Raw genomic sequence first — 14496 nt, 5'->3', positions numbered from 1 at the left:
CGCCTCACCGGCGAGAACACCATCTCCTGGCGTGACCCGACATCACGTAGCCAAGGGCCTATCTCGGGATAAAACAACGGGAGAAAACGACCTCTGACAGGCCTCCTGCCGCTTTACGACGGCGCTGTGCCCTCAGACCTTGCCCCGTATCGCGGAGGCGAGATCGTACGGAATGCGTTCTCCGCGTGGCAGGCCAGTGCTCCCGGCAGCGGGGGACGGAAGGCACTGAGCCGTTTCCAACCTCCCGCACCAGCTGGGTAGTTGGCCTGACAAACGGGTGAAGCCCCTGGTAGATGGGTTTTCGACCAAGAGAACCGTCTCCACCAGAGGCTTCGCATGCTTGTCTACCCGTCCGGCGTCGACGTGTCCAGCTCTGCCCTCCGCTTCCTCGCCGCCCGCTTGAGGAAACACCGCCACGCTCTCGGAACCCGATGGCGGCGCCTGAGCGCGGGCCGACAGGCCCTGCTCGCCCTCGCCCACCTCCGCAACGGCCAGCCCTACGCCCAGCTCGCGGCCGGTTTCGGGATCGGCACCACCACCGCCTACCGGTACATCAGCGAAGCAGTGGAACTCCTGGCCGCCCTTGCCCCCACGCTCGCCGAAGCAGTACGGGCCGCGTCGATGAAGGCGTACCTACTCCTGGACGGGACGCTTCTGCCGATCGACAGGATCGCCGCCGACCGGCCCTTCTACTCGGGCAAACACAAGAAGCACGGCATGAACGTGCAGGTCATAGCAGACCCGAAGGGTCGTCTCCTGTCGGCCAGGCCAGCATCATCCGAGCGGGACACGCCCTGGAACGCGGGGCCCGGCGTCCAGATGAGCTGCGATGCGTGTGATCGTCTGGGTGTTGTCCTCGAACAGATGCGCCTGCATGCCAGCCGCCCGGGCAGCCTCAACGTTGACTGCGACATCGTCGATGAAGAGACAGCTCCCTGGCCGCACGTCCAAGCTGTCGCAAGCCGCTTCGAAGGCGCGCAGGTCAGGCTTTTCGATACCGATCTCGTGTGAGTAGATGATCTGCTCCACCAGTTCGTCGAAGTGGTACAGCGAGGTTTCTCGCTCCCGGGCACCGACGAAGCTGTTGCTCAGGATGCCCAGCCTGCAGCTTCCCCGCAGTTCTCGCGCATAGTCGATGAGTTCCTCGTTCGGCGTCCCCAGGTATTCCGCCCAGAGATCAGCCATGAAGGCCCCCACCTGGGGCGCATCGAGACCCAAGCGGGCGGCCAATTGCTCGTGCACCTCTCGCTCGCTGATGCTCCCGACGCTCCCAGCTCTCCACACATCGCGCATCCGCTCATTCACGGTGCCCAGCGGCAGCTCCAACCGCTCTTCCCACCGTTGCACCGATCCTGTTTCCGGCGTGATCTCCAGCACGCCACCGATATCGAAGATGACGCAGGTCGCTGTCACTCGAACTCCCCCTCCTCGTCCTGCCACCTGACGAGCGCGCACCGCCCGCTCATGTGATCTATGGAGACACTGTCGCCCTTCCCTTTGGGGCAAGGTCAAGCGATCTTGGAAGCTTGTGGCAGCCCTGTTGCGATCCGCCGACACGACTCGGATGCATCAGCAGGTGCCTTCAAAACTCATGACGATCCGCCGAGTCCTTGGCCGGACGACGACGTCAGAAGTCGTCAACAAACGCTGTCGCAAGAAGTGAACGAGGCCACGCGGGGTAACCGGCACGCGGGGACGTCGTTGCGCACGGCGTCGCGTGCATGAACATCCGACCCCCCGCGGATACGCGAGCGAGCCCGGACCAATTGGTCCGGGCTCACAGCGTGTTCGGGGCGCGTTGCTACAGGTCGAACTCGAGGTGCTCGATGTCCGTGAAGCGGACCTCCTCCAGGCTTCCGGCGCGGCGGCCGCCGTCCTGGAAGTACACCTCCTTGAGCGCTTCGGCGGCGATCTCCTGGAGCTGCTGGTCGGTGGCGCCGGCCTCCTGGGCGTCGAAGAGGCGGGCGGCGTAGCGGGGCGGCAGGGCGACGGTCAGGTGCCGGATGCGGTCCTGGTCCGTCGACCCGATGGGTGCGGTGTAGCCGAGCCGGGCGCGGGTGTCGATGACGATGCCGCCGGTCGTCGCCGCCGTCTGCCGGGCGTTGGCCCGGATCTGCGGCTGCCACCGCTTCTTCACCTCACTCTCCAGGCGTGCGGCGAGGTCCGCTCGGGGAGTTTTGATCTGGTTTTTCACGTACCGCTCGACGGTGCGCTGGGAGATCCGGAGCATTTGGGCGACCCGCTTGGTGCCCTTGAGCCGCTTGACCAGGTAGCGCATTTGCGCGCCCGCGCTCTTGGGCGCCGGGCGGGTGAACGACTTCTGTACCGCGGCGTCCAGGCCGTCCCCGAACAGGGTCATCGTCGTCTTCTCCTACTCTCCGTTGTCGACGTCGGTGACGGTGCCGTCCTTGATGTACCGGGCGAGGTTGAGTTCCGGTGCGTTGAACCGCTCGCGGACCTCTTCGCCCCACAGGACAGTCTGGGTGCCTTCGTGCTTGACCAGGCCGGGGTTGATGCCGAGCTTGAAGCCGCCGGGCAGCGGCTTGCCGTCCCGGTAGGGCAGGAAGTCCAGCGGCGACGTCCCGTCGGCCGCGTACACGACGCAGTCGGAGAGGATCGCCACCGGGTACTGCCCGGTGAACGCCGCATGCTTGATGATCTTCCGGTGCAGGTTGATGCGGGTGCGGGAGATGACCGCCGCGCGGATGTCCGGCCGCCACGTCGGACGGGACAGCGCCCGCCACGGCTCGCCCGGCCGCCAGCCCTCGCCGCGCGGCCGCTCGCGCAGCTTGCCCAGGCCGCCCTTGACCGTCGCCTTGATTGCCGACACGACGATCGCCAGCTCGGGGTCGCGCTCCTTGTAGCCATCCATCGCCGCCAGGAAGTCCGCCGGCGACAGGTCGGCGTCCACGCCGAGGTCGGCCATCGTGGCGAGGAAGGCGTCGCGCAGCCGGTTGTACCAGCCGTCCAGGTACCGGCCGTTCTCGTAGCGCACCCACGCCTCGATCGGCCGCACCTCGTAGCCGAGCTCCACCGCGTACGCCACGGTGGGCGTCGCGTACCAGGCCGGGCCCTCGGGACGCTCGCCCTTCGGCGTGAACGGGCTGGGCAGCACACTCGCGTCCAGGTCCGCCCACTTGTCCTTGCCGACCTTCACCCGAGACAGGTCCACATGGGACAGGTCAACCAGCCACGAGCCAGGCAGCTTCGCGTCGAACACCGGAGCCTTGACGTGCGTGGGCGCACCGAGACCGACGACCAGGCCGTTCGCGCCGGCGGCGAAGGCCATGTTCACATCGATGCCGACCAGGTGCCGCAGCGTGCACTCGGCATCCGTCATCGGCCGCGCCCAGTCGTACGCCTCCTCGAACAACTTCTCCCCGGGGCCGCGCACGTGGAAGCGCGGCAGGTCCTTGAGCAGCGGGTGCCCGTCCGGGGCCTCGCACGGCGCGCAGTCCACCGGATCCTTGCCCAGCGAGCCGGGGTTGTGCTCGGAGTGCCGCTTGCCGTCGGCGTCCGGCTCGGAGGCCCGGGTCGGCGGGTGCAGCGCGGTCATCAGCTCCAGGCCGGTGACGGCGGTGGAGCCGCGCGGTGTCATCACCCGGGACGCGTACACGCCCAGGAGCCGGGCGAGTTCCGCCGGCGGAAGCTGCCCGGCCTCCCCCCAGTGCCGCGTATCCAGCGCGTTCCACGACGGGATGCACAGCTGCACACAGGCCCGCTCCGAACCCTGCGCGGGACGGTAGATCCTCGCCCACGGCCCGAACCCGCGCTTCGTAAGCTTCCACTCCGCGCGGACCAGCTGCTTGATGACCTTGTGGCCCTCCGGGATCCGCCCGGCGAGCCGCTCGTCATCCGTGAGGGCGACCGGCAGGCCATAGCGCTCCAGCGCGGACGGGGTGAGGACGATCAGCGGGTCGGCGTCCTTGCCCGGCCCGGACAGCTTCGGCTGACCGAGCTTCGCCTCACGCAGCGTCCAATCCACCAGGGCCGGGATCGACTTAGCGGGCACGTCCAGGACCAGGCCGCCGGTGCAATACGCGAGGACCTGGCCGTCGACGTCGACGTCGACGACCGCCAGCGGACCGTTCTCGAACCGCGGGTCGTTGCCGCCCGCCGGGGTTCCAGCCGGGGCCGCCTTCTTCGCGCCCGGGCGGCGCGACGTCGACGACGGCCTGGTGGTGCGCGCCGGACGCGTCGCGGCCTCCGGAGCAGCGGCGGCGGAGGCGGGGCTGGTCTGGGTGTTCTCGGCTGCAGTCATGTCCGCGGCCTCGGGCGCCGGGCCTGTGGACAGAGTCCGGCTTTCAGCCGGGGCGGGCGCGGTGGTGAAGGTGGCCGGCACTGCCGGGGCGTCCGTCTCCTCCGGGGCTGAGGGCGCCGGATAGAGCTCCGCGAGCTGGTCCAGCAGCCGGGCGTAGGCGTCGCGCTCCGGAGGGCGGGGCTCGGTCTTGCCGGACTCCCAGCCGCTGACAGTGGCCCGCCGCACCTTCAGCGCGCCTGCCACCTCGTCAATCGTCAGGCCGTGCGCGGCACGCAGCCGCTTGCGCTCCGCCGGTGGCGGCAGCGTGGCGCGGGATGCGACCAGCGCGTCGACCGCGTCGAACAACTCGGACATGGAACACCTCCTGACCAACATCATAACCTATGAAGCGTACGAACAGCGTACGTTTGGCGTGCAAATCCCGTACGAGACGCTCTTGTGAACTACACTGACGACTTCTCCTGAATCACTGAAGATTGAAGTTGAACTAAGTCTCCTGGATCACATATGATCAGAGGTGAACGAGGAGGTCCGGGCTGACCGGACCGCCGTCAGGGGAGGCCGCATGCCTACGCTCAGCATCAACTTCGATCCAGCCGTCATCGCGCACCTGATGAGCGCGAGCGGTAATGACACCGTCCATGTCACGCTCACCCTCGGCACCGGGGACCCGACGGCATCACCGGCGGTGAAGCCGGTGATCCCCCACGGCCCACTTGCCGATCTCATGAAGGCGGAGCTGCTGGAGGCGGGTACGGTTCTGAGGTTCCATCAGCGTCGGGCCAATCGATCCGGGCGGGCCGTGGTGACGCCTGACGGCCAACTGGTTGTCGACGGCCACGCCACTCCGTTCCCGTCGCCGTCCAAGGCGGCGGAGGCCGTGACCGGCAACGTGATCAACGGATGGACGCTGTGGCATGTGGAGGGTGGTGGCCCCACGCTTGACGCCCTGCGCCGCGAGCTGGAGTCACGCGACGCGCAGTAGCCGCATTCCCTGAGGCGGGGGCACTAGGGGCAGTGCCCCCGCCGGTTCGTGAAACGCATCCCGGAGATGCAGGAATACAAGCCGACCGTGTGCTGGAGAGCAGGGCCGCCCAGGTGGCCGACCGGTGGCAGAAAGGAACACCGGTTTGGCCACGCTGTCCGTTCAGGAGAGCCTCGACGTGCTGCATCGGGTGATCCTTCCGGCCGTGACAAAGGGCGCCGCCGCGCAAGCCCGACCGGTCGTGGTCGTCGTCGCCGGGCAGCCCGGGGCGGGAAAGACGAGGATCGCCGACCTCGTGCAGGCCGTCCTGAGTCGGCGCGGAGGCGCGGCGCGGGTCGGCCGGGACCTATACAAGCCCGTGCACCGGTACTACCCGGGCCTCCTGACCGCCGACGTTCGTACGGCCGGAGCCCTGGTCCGCCCCGACACCGTGCGCTGGCAGGCCGCCGTCGAAGCACACGTCCGCGACCATCACTTCGACGCGGTAGTGGAGTCGGCGCTTGCCGACCCAGACGACTTCCGCGCTTCGTCTGCCGCCTACCGGGCCGCCGGGCACCGGATCGAGGTGGTGGCACTGGCCACCGCAGAGGCCCTGAGCCAGCTCGGCATCGCGGACCGCTTCCTCACCCAGGACGCCGCCGGAGGCGGCCGCTACGTGTCCTGGGAGAACCACGACAGCTGCGCAATGAACATGCTTTCCACGCTGGCCGTCATCGAGACCGAGCAACTCGCCGACCGCATCACCGTCGTACGGCGCGACGGCTCCGTTCTCTACACCAACGAGCTCACCTCCGGCGGCAGTTGGCGGCTCCGGCCCGCCGCAGATCGAGTGGTGCGGCGGGAGCGGTCACGGCCGTGGAGCGCTCCCGAGACCGAAGTCTTCCGCAGCGAGCTGGCCCGCACCGACCGGCGCATACACGCCGAACTCGTCAGCGAGGACCGACGCCTGGCCGTGCAGCGGGACACCGAGCGCGCCGCCGCCTGGTCCGAGCCGGTCCGCCGCATCGCCCAGCCCCGCAGACGCGCGCCCGGCGTCGACTACCACCGGCTCTCACCCGACGAACACCGCTGGATCTTCGATGAACTGATCGCCCCGTCGTACCTGAACCGCATCGTGACCCGGGACGACCCACGCGCCGTGTACGTCCTCGGTCAGCCCGGAGCGGGCAAACTCCTGGCCGCCAGGATGGTCCGCCGCGCCATGCGGACCGGCACGACCCGCCTGGTCGGCGACGACTTTAAGGCCTCGCACCCCGACTACTACCAGCTGCTGCGCGACGATCCCCGCAGCGCCGGGGCAGCCATCCGAGCCGACTACAGGTCGTGGTTCGCCCAGGCTGAGGAGTACGTACGCGTGCGGCGCGGCGACGTCCTGATCGAGGCCGCCCCCGGCAGCGCCAAGGAGTTCCTCGACAGCGCGCTGCCGTTTGCGACCACCGGCTATCCGGTCGAACTCGTGGTCCTGGCCGTACGGGAAGCTGACAGCCGACTTGCCACCGCACTGCGCTACGCCCGGGCACTGCAGCGCGGCGGCACCGGGCGGTTCACCACACGCGCCGGGCACGACACATGCTTTCGCGCGCTCGCCGACGTCGTCGCGATCGCTGAGCGGCACCCGCAGATCGCGGCCGTGACCGTGATCCGCCGGGACGGCCACGCCCTGGTACGTCACGAGGTCGGCGGCGCCGGGCGGACGTCGTGGGCGCTGACGGCGGAACGACGCCGCCCGTACACCGAGCAGGAGGCCGTCGCGTTCCTCCGTCTCCACCAGGCGCTGCGCCGGGCGCTGCCGCAGCATCGGGGCGAGCTGGACGAGATCGCCGCTCTCGCCCGGCACCTGATGCCGTCTCGGGTGCAGCCGGCCCGCATCGACCGGCCGCGCCCGCACGCCTGGTCCCTGCCCATCCTGCGACGGGTCCCGGGCTACGACTCGTTGAGCTCCCTCAGCCGCGCCGCATAGACGGCGGCGATTCGTGCGGCCTCCTCCGGGTCGGCGGTCGCCAGCTGCGCCTGGTCGGCGAGCGCGGCCTGGCGGCCGGCCTTCAGCTCCTCGATCCGCTCCTCATCAGGCACCGAAGCGCGGCGCTCCGTCATGATCTGGGTGTTGTACCAGTTCACCAACTCCTGGACGGCTTCCTCCGCCGATTGCTCTTCGCCGCCTTTCAGGCCGGAGAAGTCGGGCTGATCTGGTGTGCCGGACACGGCAACCCCCTCGACTTGATCATGATTGGGAGTCGCCATTGTCCTCCTGGGCCGCCTGCCCGGTCCGATGCCACCACGGTCTCTACGTCTCAGAACCCGTCTTTGGCCTACCGAGGGACGGCGGTGACCTGCGCTGCGTGGGGCCCGAACCGTAGATCCGGGCCCCAGGTGTCACACGTGGCTCTTCCGCGGACGGTGGCCACCGGGGCGACCGAGGAGGACTCCGACGCGGGTTTCAAGGCGGGCGACCTGGCGGCGCTCAAGGTCCTCACGAAGAGGCAGTTCCACGACGGATTCCCACCTGTCGCGCTTGTTCTGTTCCGTGAGGTGCTCGCGAAGGCGAGCGCCGGTGGCGAACGCCGTGTGCATCCGCTCTGTCATCCCGACATACAGGATCTCGTACGTCACTCCCAGCGCGATGTACAGCCCGACGTGGTGCGGGCGTTCCGGGATACGAGGCTGAAGTGGGCGCACTTGCGGATCGGTGATGGTGAGGTCGTCGCCCAGAAGGTCGACGACTGCCCTGGACACGGCAGAGTTCCAGCGCAGCATCAAACCTCCTTCAGATTTCCGATGGACGTGACGACGTTGAACACCTGGGTGCTCACAACGGCCTTCCAGCTCTGACTGCAGGTGCCTGACTCACCGAGGTGTCGGTGATAGGTGTCGATGGCGTCCTGCGCCGCAGCCACGTTCTCGGAGATCTGCAGCTCGAGATCGCTGTTGTCCGGGGGCCCCTCAGCCTTCCCAGCCTTCCAGGCTTTGCGGATCGACTCGTCGGTCACGGGCACGATCTCGCCGCCGGAGCGGACTCGCTCGTACCGAGCGCCAGGCGCAGGGGCGTCTTGGCTGACCTGCGGGAGATCCTGCGTACCGCCGTGCGTCCAGTACACCTCAACGATGGCCTCCGCCTGCCGGCGCCCCCAGGCGCTGCGCGCACCCGGCTTGTTCGACACCATGCGGGTGACGAAGGTATTCGCCTGTCCTCGGGCACGGGTCACTTGCTGGGACCCGTATGCAGCCTGCAGAACACCGGCCGCCGTCGCGGCGATCACGGTCCGGATCCGGGCCTCGGCCAGCGCTTGCTTGCCGATCGTGGTGTCTGCGTTGGCGGTCACCGTGTCCATCACCGTGGAGATGGGACGCCAGATCGGCTCCGGAGGCAGTCCCGAACTCCCAACCAGCAGAGACTGGGCGGCAGCACTGTGGTAACTGTCCTTCACCCGCGGCAGGGATCGGTGGACCAAGTGGGCAACCACCCGGCCCCGCAGCTTCCCGGCGCGGGTACCGGAGTCGGTGCTGTACATGCCGAGCTCGGCATAGACGTCCTTCGCCGCGGCGGTGCTGCGGTTGAAGGCCCACACGGCCAGGAGCGCCAGGTACTCCAGTTCCATGCCGTCCGGCCGGGTGGACGGCATCTTCATGTAGTCCACGATCGTCCGCCCGTAAACCGGTACCCGGTCGAAGACCCCGGCATCGGCGAGCCGGTCCAGAGCATGCTGAGCCAGTCGGGCCACAGCAGCTCCCTGCGGCAGTGCCTCCGGGTCGTTGTGCACAGTCTCGTAACGCCGCGTCAGCGAGGCGGCATAGTCACGGACGCCGCTGCCCACGTACCGGGCCCCGAGGACTACCTGAGCGGTCGTTGTCCAGCTGTACACCGCAGCCAGCGCCTTGTCCGCCGGTACTGCCACCGTCCGCGCAGCACCACGGTAGGACACTTGGATCTCTACGGTGCCCTTGACGTTCTTCGCCACGAGAAGCTGATCGCGGGCTTGCTGAAGGCAGGGGACGAGCGTGTCGATGATCCGCTCCTGTTCCTCCTTCCCGAGCAGCGTGAAGTCGTACAGCTTGAAGGGCAGCTTGAGAGCGGCGCAGAACTGTACGAGTGCATGGAATTTCATCCCTGCACGCCCGTGACCGTCGATCGGCGTGATGCCACGGGCCAGAGGCTTGCCATGGTTGTCAACGATGCGCACGAGCGCGGTGTCGATAGGGCGACGCTGGCCCTGCGTGGTGACCGTGGCGATCGTACGGTTCGAGGCCGAGCTGGTGACCTGATGAACAGTCCACTTCTGCCGCTCCTCAGGCCTCTCCAGGGCGTGAGGGCCCTCTGATCGCAGTTCCAGTACGGAGGACTCCGAAGAAGGCTGGGCCGCGGGCGGGAATGGCAGAGCCCCGATGTCGCCTCCCGTTCCGCTGTAGTCGCTGCTCTCCTCATCCCGGACATTGCTCACCAGGAGGAGGAAAAGGGTGAGAATCTGGATCGGCGGGGTGATGATCTGGTGGCAGCCTCCGAGCACGCCACCGTCGAGGAAATGCAGCCGCCCGTCGGAGCCCAGGTCCCGAGAGAAAAGGCTCTGCACCGGGCTCGGTTCGGCCACGCTTCGGGAGATTACCTCCAGCACCTCTTCATCGGGCCGACAGTCGGCTTGGGCGATGGCCGGGCACCGTCGGATGGCCTGAGCCAGACTTCGCGCTGCGTCCGCGGGGGCGCGACCGAGGATCTCGGGGAGAGTGGCCGTCTCTGGCGTCAGCATGTGATCAGAACTCGCTTTCTGCGTGCCGGTAGGAGGGCACGCAGGAAGCCCCTGCGCTCCCGGAACAGGCGAATTCCGACCGTGACCGGACCTGCGCCATGAACCGGCCGCGTACCGGGGGCGAGGGGGCGATTCCGGCCGTGACCGGACCTGGCAGTCCCACGCCGCCACCTGTACGGGGCGCGATCACGGACAGACTAAGGGGCCTCACTGACAGTGGAGACTGGAATGACGAGAGACGACCCCTGGCAACCCGTCGGATGAGATTGGCGCGGGCCTGAAAACCGCCGCCCAGCCTGGCCGTAGCACCAAGGCGGACTCCCCAAATCCCGGAGAACGGGCGTAGGTTAACCCTGCCGTTGATCATTTTCGGGGGTGGGTGTGGCAGGCCGGGATCTCAGGGCCCTGTTCAGTACGAACGACCGCAGCGTGCAGGCCGCAGAAGCCTTCACGAACCGGTCCTCGCAGTGGGAGACGGTCGCGGCCGCGCTCACCGAGCACCTCCGGCACATCAGCGCACCCGGCTTCGACCCCGAAGACCTCGAGAGACCCCGCAGCCACGTACTCGTCTTCCACGGGGTGGGCGGCATCGGCAAGACCACCTTGTCGCGGACTTTGGAGACGGCCCTCGCCGACGCCGGCCGCCGCCCCTCCCAGTGGGGCGATCCCGGATGGCCGGCCGACCGGATCCTGCCCGTGCGCATTGACCTCGCCCGCTCGACCGGCACCGACTTCGAACAGATCGTGCTGACCCTCCGGGCCGCCCTCACCCATACCGGACGTCCGCTACCCGCCTTCGACCTGGCACTGCGCCGCTACTGGGAAGCCAACCACTCCGGCGAACCGCTGGAGGAGTACCTGCGCCGGGGCGGTCTCGGCTCCCGGTTCGGGCAGGCGCTGCCGCAGCAGATGCAGTCCGCGCTCGCCGACGTCGCCCAGGCGCTCATGCTGCCCGGCACCATCGGCTCGGTCGTCGGCCAGGTCACCGGAGCCCTCGTCAGCGCGCTGCGCGAGCGCCGCCAGACCGTGCGTGCGCTGGCGGGATGCGCCCGGCTGGCGGATCTGCTGGAGGCCGAACCCGACCTGGAAGCGCTGTCCTTCTACCCGCACCTGCTGGCGTGGGAGCTCGCCCGCCTGCCCGAAGGCAAGCAGGTTGTGCCTGTCGTGCTGCTCGACACGTTCGAGGACATCGGTGACCGCACCCGCCGCGACCTGGAACGCCTGATCCAGCGGACGGTGTGGCTGATGCCGAACGCCTTCTGGGTGATCACCGGCCGCTCCCGCCTTCAGTGGGCCGACACCGCCCTGCAAGGGCAGCTCGACTACACCGGCCCCGCCGCATGGCCCGGACTCGCCCACACAACCGTGCCCGCCGCCCGCACCCCCGCGCAGTCCGGTGCGGGACGGCAGGTACTCATCGGCGACTTCTCCCCCGAAGACTGCGACGAATACCTCGCCCGCCGTCTCACCCGGGACGGCCGGCCCCTCATCGGCGAGAACATCCGGCAGGTCATCGCCGCCCGCTCACACGGCCTGCCCCTGCACCTCGACCTGTCCGTCGCCCGATTCCTCGAACTGAGCCGCAGCGGCCATGTTCCGCAACCCGACGACTTCGACCACGACTTCCCCGCCCTGGTCGCCCGCACCCTGTCCGACCTCACCCCCGAGGAACGCCACGTCCTGCGCTCAGTCAGCCTGCTGGACGCCTTCGACGTGCCGCTCGCCACCCGGGCCGCCGGCCTGTCCCACGAAGGGCCCGCGCTGCGGCTGACCGAGCGGCCCTTCGTCCGCGACACCCCCTTCGGCCTGTGGCCGTTCCACCTCCACGGCCTGATCCGCTCCGCCGTACGCAACGCCGACGACACCGCCGATGACCGCTGGACCGAACGCGACTGGCAGCAGGCCGCCCAGCGCGCTTTCACCACCCTGGGCGAGCAGCACCAGGCCGCCGACGGCCCCGGCCGACTGCTGCTGGTCGCCTGCCTGCGCCAAGGCCTGCGCCTGGCCCGCGACCACCGTCTGGATCTCGGCTGGCTCACCGACGCCGCCTGGACCTACGTCAGCGACTCCGTCTGGGAGCCTCTCGCCCCACCCGACACGGACACCGACACGGGTTTGAGCACGGCCGCCGACGCCCTGGTCGAACTTCTCAGCACCCTCACCCGCCGCCAGCACGAACACCGTGCCCGTACCGCCAGCCGGCTCACCGCCGTCCTCGAGGCCGAACTGCTGCCCGCCGACCTCCAGGAGATGGCGCTCTACTACCGGGCCAAATCCCTGCGCGACACCGGCCAAGCCGCCCGGTCCCGCCACGACTACCAACAGGTCGCCGACCAGGGCGGCCGCCTCGCCCCGGCCGCCCGCCGCGGACTCGCCCACGCAGCACGCCTGGCCGGCGACTTCCCCACTGCCCTCGCCGCTGCCCGGCACCTCGGCTGGGAAGGCCGCCACCAGCGCGTACTGGGTGACTTGTACTGGCTCCAAGGCCAACCCGAGCGGGCCGCCGCGGCCTACCTCGCCGGACGCACCGAAGCCGAACAACACGGCAAAGCCGGCGAGGCCGCCCACTGCCAGGCCCTGCGCGCGTTCGCCGTCGCGCTCTACGCCCCCGACCAGGCCGAGCCGGAAATCGACCTCGCCCACCAGCTCCTGGCCGGCCTCAATCTGCGCGCCACCACCCTCAACGTCCGCCGGGCCGAACTCATCCGTGATGCCGGCAGCGACAGTGTCCACGACCGAATCGCCATGCTGCGCACCGAACTCGACATCGCGGGCCTCGCCTCGCTGGCGCCCGCGATCGAGCTGGCCGGGGCCTTCCACCAGGCCGTCCTCGACGACCACACCGCATGGAACGCCACCCTCACCCGGCTTCGGGAACAGACGTCCGCCGAAGAGCACGCCTACTTCGTCGACATCGCCCACTTCATGGCGGGCCTCCCGCTCCCCGCCGGCCATCACCCGCCCGCCTGGCTCGACGGCGAGCAGGCGACCCGCGACCGGTGGCGTCAGCTCGTCACCGCACGGCGCATCCGGCTTCGCAGCCAGCCCTGATCCGGGGCGCGCACAGGTTCAGGGCGTGAGGTCCAGGACGCGGACGGGCTCACCTGCCCACCGCTCGGGTGCGGTGGTCGCGATGACGGCACCGTCGGGACGCTCCGGGGTCGGCTGCGACGCGTACTGGCTGTGCGCAGCCGCCCACGTCTCCTGCCGCGCCACCGCCAGGGCCGCAGCCAGATCCAGATCCAGAACGGTGATCCCGGGCAGGCTGATCAGGTGCTCCGCGGTTCCAGGCCGGGCCCGGTCGGCTTCGACCAGCGCGCACGCCGGGGCATACAGGAACCAGCCCGATTCGACGTGGGCGCGGTGGATCAGACGGGAAGCAAGGACGTTGCCCTGGCCGGCCGCAGCCATCGCGGTGTCGTCCAGAACGATGTGCATGACGTCGCTCACCGGGCGCTCACCCGGGCCAGGCGCCGGTCCAGCTCGTTGTCCAGGTCCTGCTCCTGCGCGGCGGTCGGGGCGTAGCCGTTCCACTCCTGCAACGCGGCCAGGGCCTTCGCGGCCCGCTCGGCGCGCTCGGCCGGAGTCAGCAGCGTTTCCGCGAGACGCGCCAGGTACGCCCGCAGCGACAGCCCCTCCGCCGCAGCTATGGCGGCCAGCCGGTCCTTGGCTTCCTCAGGGATACGGACATTGGCATCAGACATTGATGTGCTCCTTCCCGCACACCAGCCTATGGGTACGGGTACGTACCCGTATACGCAGTGCGGCCGATTTCAGCGGTTTCCCGGGCCTGTCGGGCCGCTCCCCGTGAAGGCGGCGCACCTCGGGGCAGGACTCGGACATCCTGCAAGCGTGGCCGCGCCCCGCCGGGAGCCTTCCGGCCGCCGGCACGGGCGAAGGCGAGACCTGCGCAGGCATGGCCCCTGCATGGTCAAGACGGCGCGCCGTGATCCACGCCAGGAGCGGGGGCGCAGAGGAGCGCACTCACCCAGGCGGTCAAACGTGATCTGGAGCACACCGCGAAATTGACCGTGCAATTGCAGGTTCGCGCAAATGTCGCCCACATTCCTTCGTTTCGCGCGGACGGCCTGCTCGCCGGGGGTGGCGAGGCGCATGCGCGGGGTGGCGGGATATGGCGGTGCGCGCCAGCAAATGCGATAGCGCCGCCACCGTAAGCGGAAAGTTACTTTCCGTTAAAAAGATGTGTTCGGTGGCCTGCACATACACCCGTACCGGTGGGCTTATCTGTTCCCCGGAGCAACGGTGCTCTAGGTGCCTGCCCGCCCGACGGGGGACAGAGCGGTCATGCCGCCGCCTGAAACGAAGGAAAACAGCCACTGTGAACTACGACGTAGTCAGCCTCGTGCTGGCCTTCGCCGCCGCGGCGCGGTCATTCGCGCCCGACGTGTGGTTCTTAGAGGTCGTTTTCTCCCGTTGTTTTATCCCGAGATAGGCCCTTGGCTACGTGATGTCGGGTCACGCCAGGAGATGGTGTTCTCGCCGGTGAGGCG

General features: G+C 68.9%; 11 protein-coding genes and 1 pseudogene. 4 read left to right on the top strand and 8 right to left on the bottom strand.

The window, feature by feature from the left end; translation table 11 throughout:
* Positions 1-336: 336 nt before the first annotated feature.
* Positions 337-774: pseudogene (locus ACIRPU_RS43980) on the top strand (transposase family protein); the annotation flags it as partial.
* Here the strand turns inward: ACIRPU_RS43980 and ACIRPU_RS43975 are convergent.
* From ACIRPU_RS43975 to tap, 3 genes are all read right to left on the bottom strand, one after another.
* Complete coding sequence (locus ACIRPU_RS43975; RefSeq protein ID WP_326816190.1) at positions 775-1413, bottom strand: HAD family phosphatase; 639 nt, start codon at positions 1411-1413, stop codon at positions 775-777.
* A 388-nt stretch (positions 1414-1801) separates the two neighbouring features.
* Positions 1802-2359: a telomere-protecting terminal protein Tpg gene (gene tpg / locus ACIRPU_RS43970; RefSeq protein WP_403878761.1), complete on the bottom strand. Its 558-nt coding sequence runs from the start codon at positions 2357-2359 to the stop codon at positions 1802-1804.
* A gap of 12 nt (positions 2360-2371) precedes the next feature.
* Positions 2372-4615 carry a telomere-associated protein Tap gene (gene tap / locus ACIRPU_RS43965; RefSeq protein WP_403878758.1) on the bottom strand — a complete coding sequence of 748 codons (2244 nt, stop codon included), beginning with the start codon at positions 4613-4615 and terminating at the stop codon, positions 2372-2374.
* A gap of 163 nt (positions 4616-4778) precedes the next feature.
* Here tap and ACIRPU_RS43960 point away from each other — a divergent pair, with 163 nt between their 5' ends.
* A complete protein-coding gene (locus ACIRPU_RS43960; protein ID WP_403878755.1) occupies positions 4779-5246 on the top strand; it encodes a DUF4357 domain-containing protein in 468 nt (155 codons plus the stop codon).
* 145 nt (positions 5247-5391) lie between these two features.
* A complete protein-coding gene (locus ACIRPU_RS43955) occupies positions 5392-7206 on the top strand; it encodes a zeta toxin family protein (protein ID WP_403878752.1) in 1815 nt (604 codons plus the stop codon).
* On the opposite strand, the gene ACIRPU_RS43950 is transcribed toward ACIRPU_RS43955, so the two are convergent.
* The 3 genes from ACIRPU_RS43950 to ACIRPU_RS43940 all read right to left on the bottom strand — a co-directional run bounded on the left by ACIRPU_RS43950 (position 7170) and on the right by ACIRPU_RS43940 (position 9829).
* Positions 7170-7487, bottom strand: coding sequence for a hypothetical protein (locus ACIRPU_RS43950; protein ID WP_403878748.1), 318 nt, complete (start codon positions 7485-7487; stop codon positions 7170-7172). The two genes, ACIRPU_RS43955 and ACIRPU_RS43950, sit on opposite strands and share 37 nt — an antisense overlap.
* 132 nt (positions 7488-7619) lie before the next feature.
* Positions 7620-8000, bottom strand: a complete 381-nt coding sequence (locus ACIRPU_RS43945; RefSeq protein WP_403878745.1) for a hypothetical protein — start codon at positions 7998-8000, stop codon at positions 7620-7622.
* Positions 8000-9829, bottom strand: coding sequence for a hypothetical protein (locus ACIRPU_RS43940; RefSeq protein ID WP_403878742.1), 1830 nt, complete (start codon positions 9827-9829; stop codon positions 8000-8002). Before ACIRPU_RS43940 ends, ACIRPU_RS43945 begins: the two co-directional genes overlap by 1 nt.
* A gap of 537 nt (positions 9830-10366) precedes the next feature.
* Here ACIRPU_RS43940 and ACIRPU_RS43935 point away from each other — a divergent pair.
* Positions 10367-13036 carry an ATP/GTP-binding protein gene (locus ACIRPU_RS43935; RefSeq protein WP_403878765.1) on the top strand — a complete coding sequence of 890 codons (2670 nt, stop codon included), beginning with the start codon at positions 10367-10369 and terminating at the stop codon, positions 13034-13036.
* An 18-nt stretch (positions 13037-13054) separates the two neighbouring features.
* Here the strand turns inward: ACIRPU_RS43935 and ACIRPU_RS43930 are convergent, their stop codons facing one another.
* Positions 13055-13423, bottom strand: a complete 369-nt coding sequence (locus ACIRPU_RS43930; RefSeq protein WP_403878739.1) for a hypothetical protein — start codon at positions 13421-13423, stop codon at positions 13055-13057.
* An 8-nt stretch (positions 13424-13431) separates the two neighbouring features.
* Complete coding sequence (locus ACIRPU_RS43925) at positions 13432-13689, bottom strand: hypothetical protein (RefSeq protein WP_403878736.1); 258 nt, start codon at positions 13687-13689, stop codon at positions 13432-13434.
* Positions 13690-14496 lie beyond the last annotated feature (807 nt).

This window comes from Streptomyces sp. NPDC102259, assembly GCF_044766465.1.
Taxonomy (GTDB): Bacteria; Actinomycetota; Actinomycetes; order Streptomycetales; family Streptomycetaceae; genus Streptomyces.
Note: the sequence above shows the minus strand (reverse complement) of the source record. Positions and strands in the feature narration are given on the sequence as shown.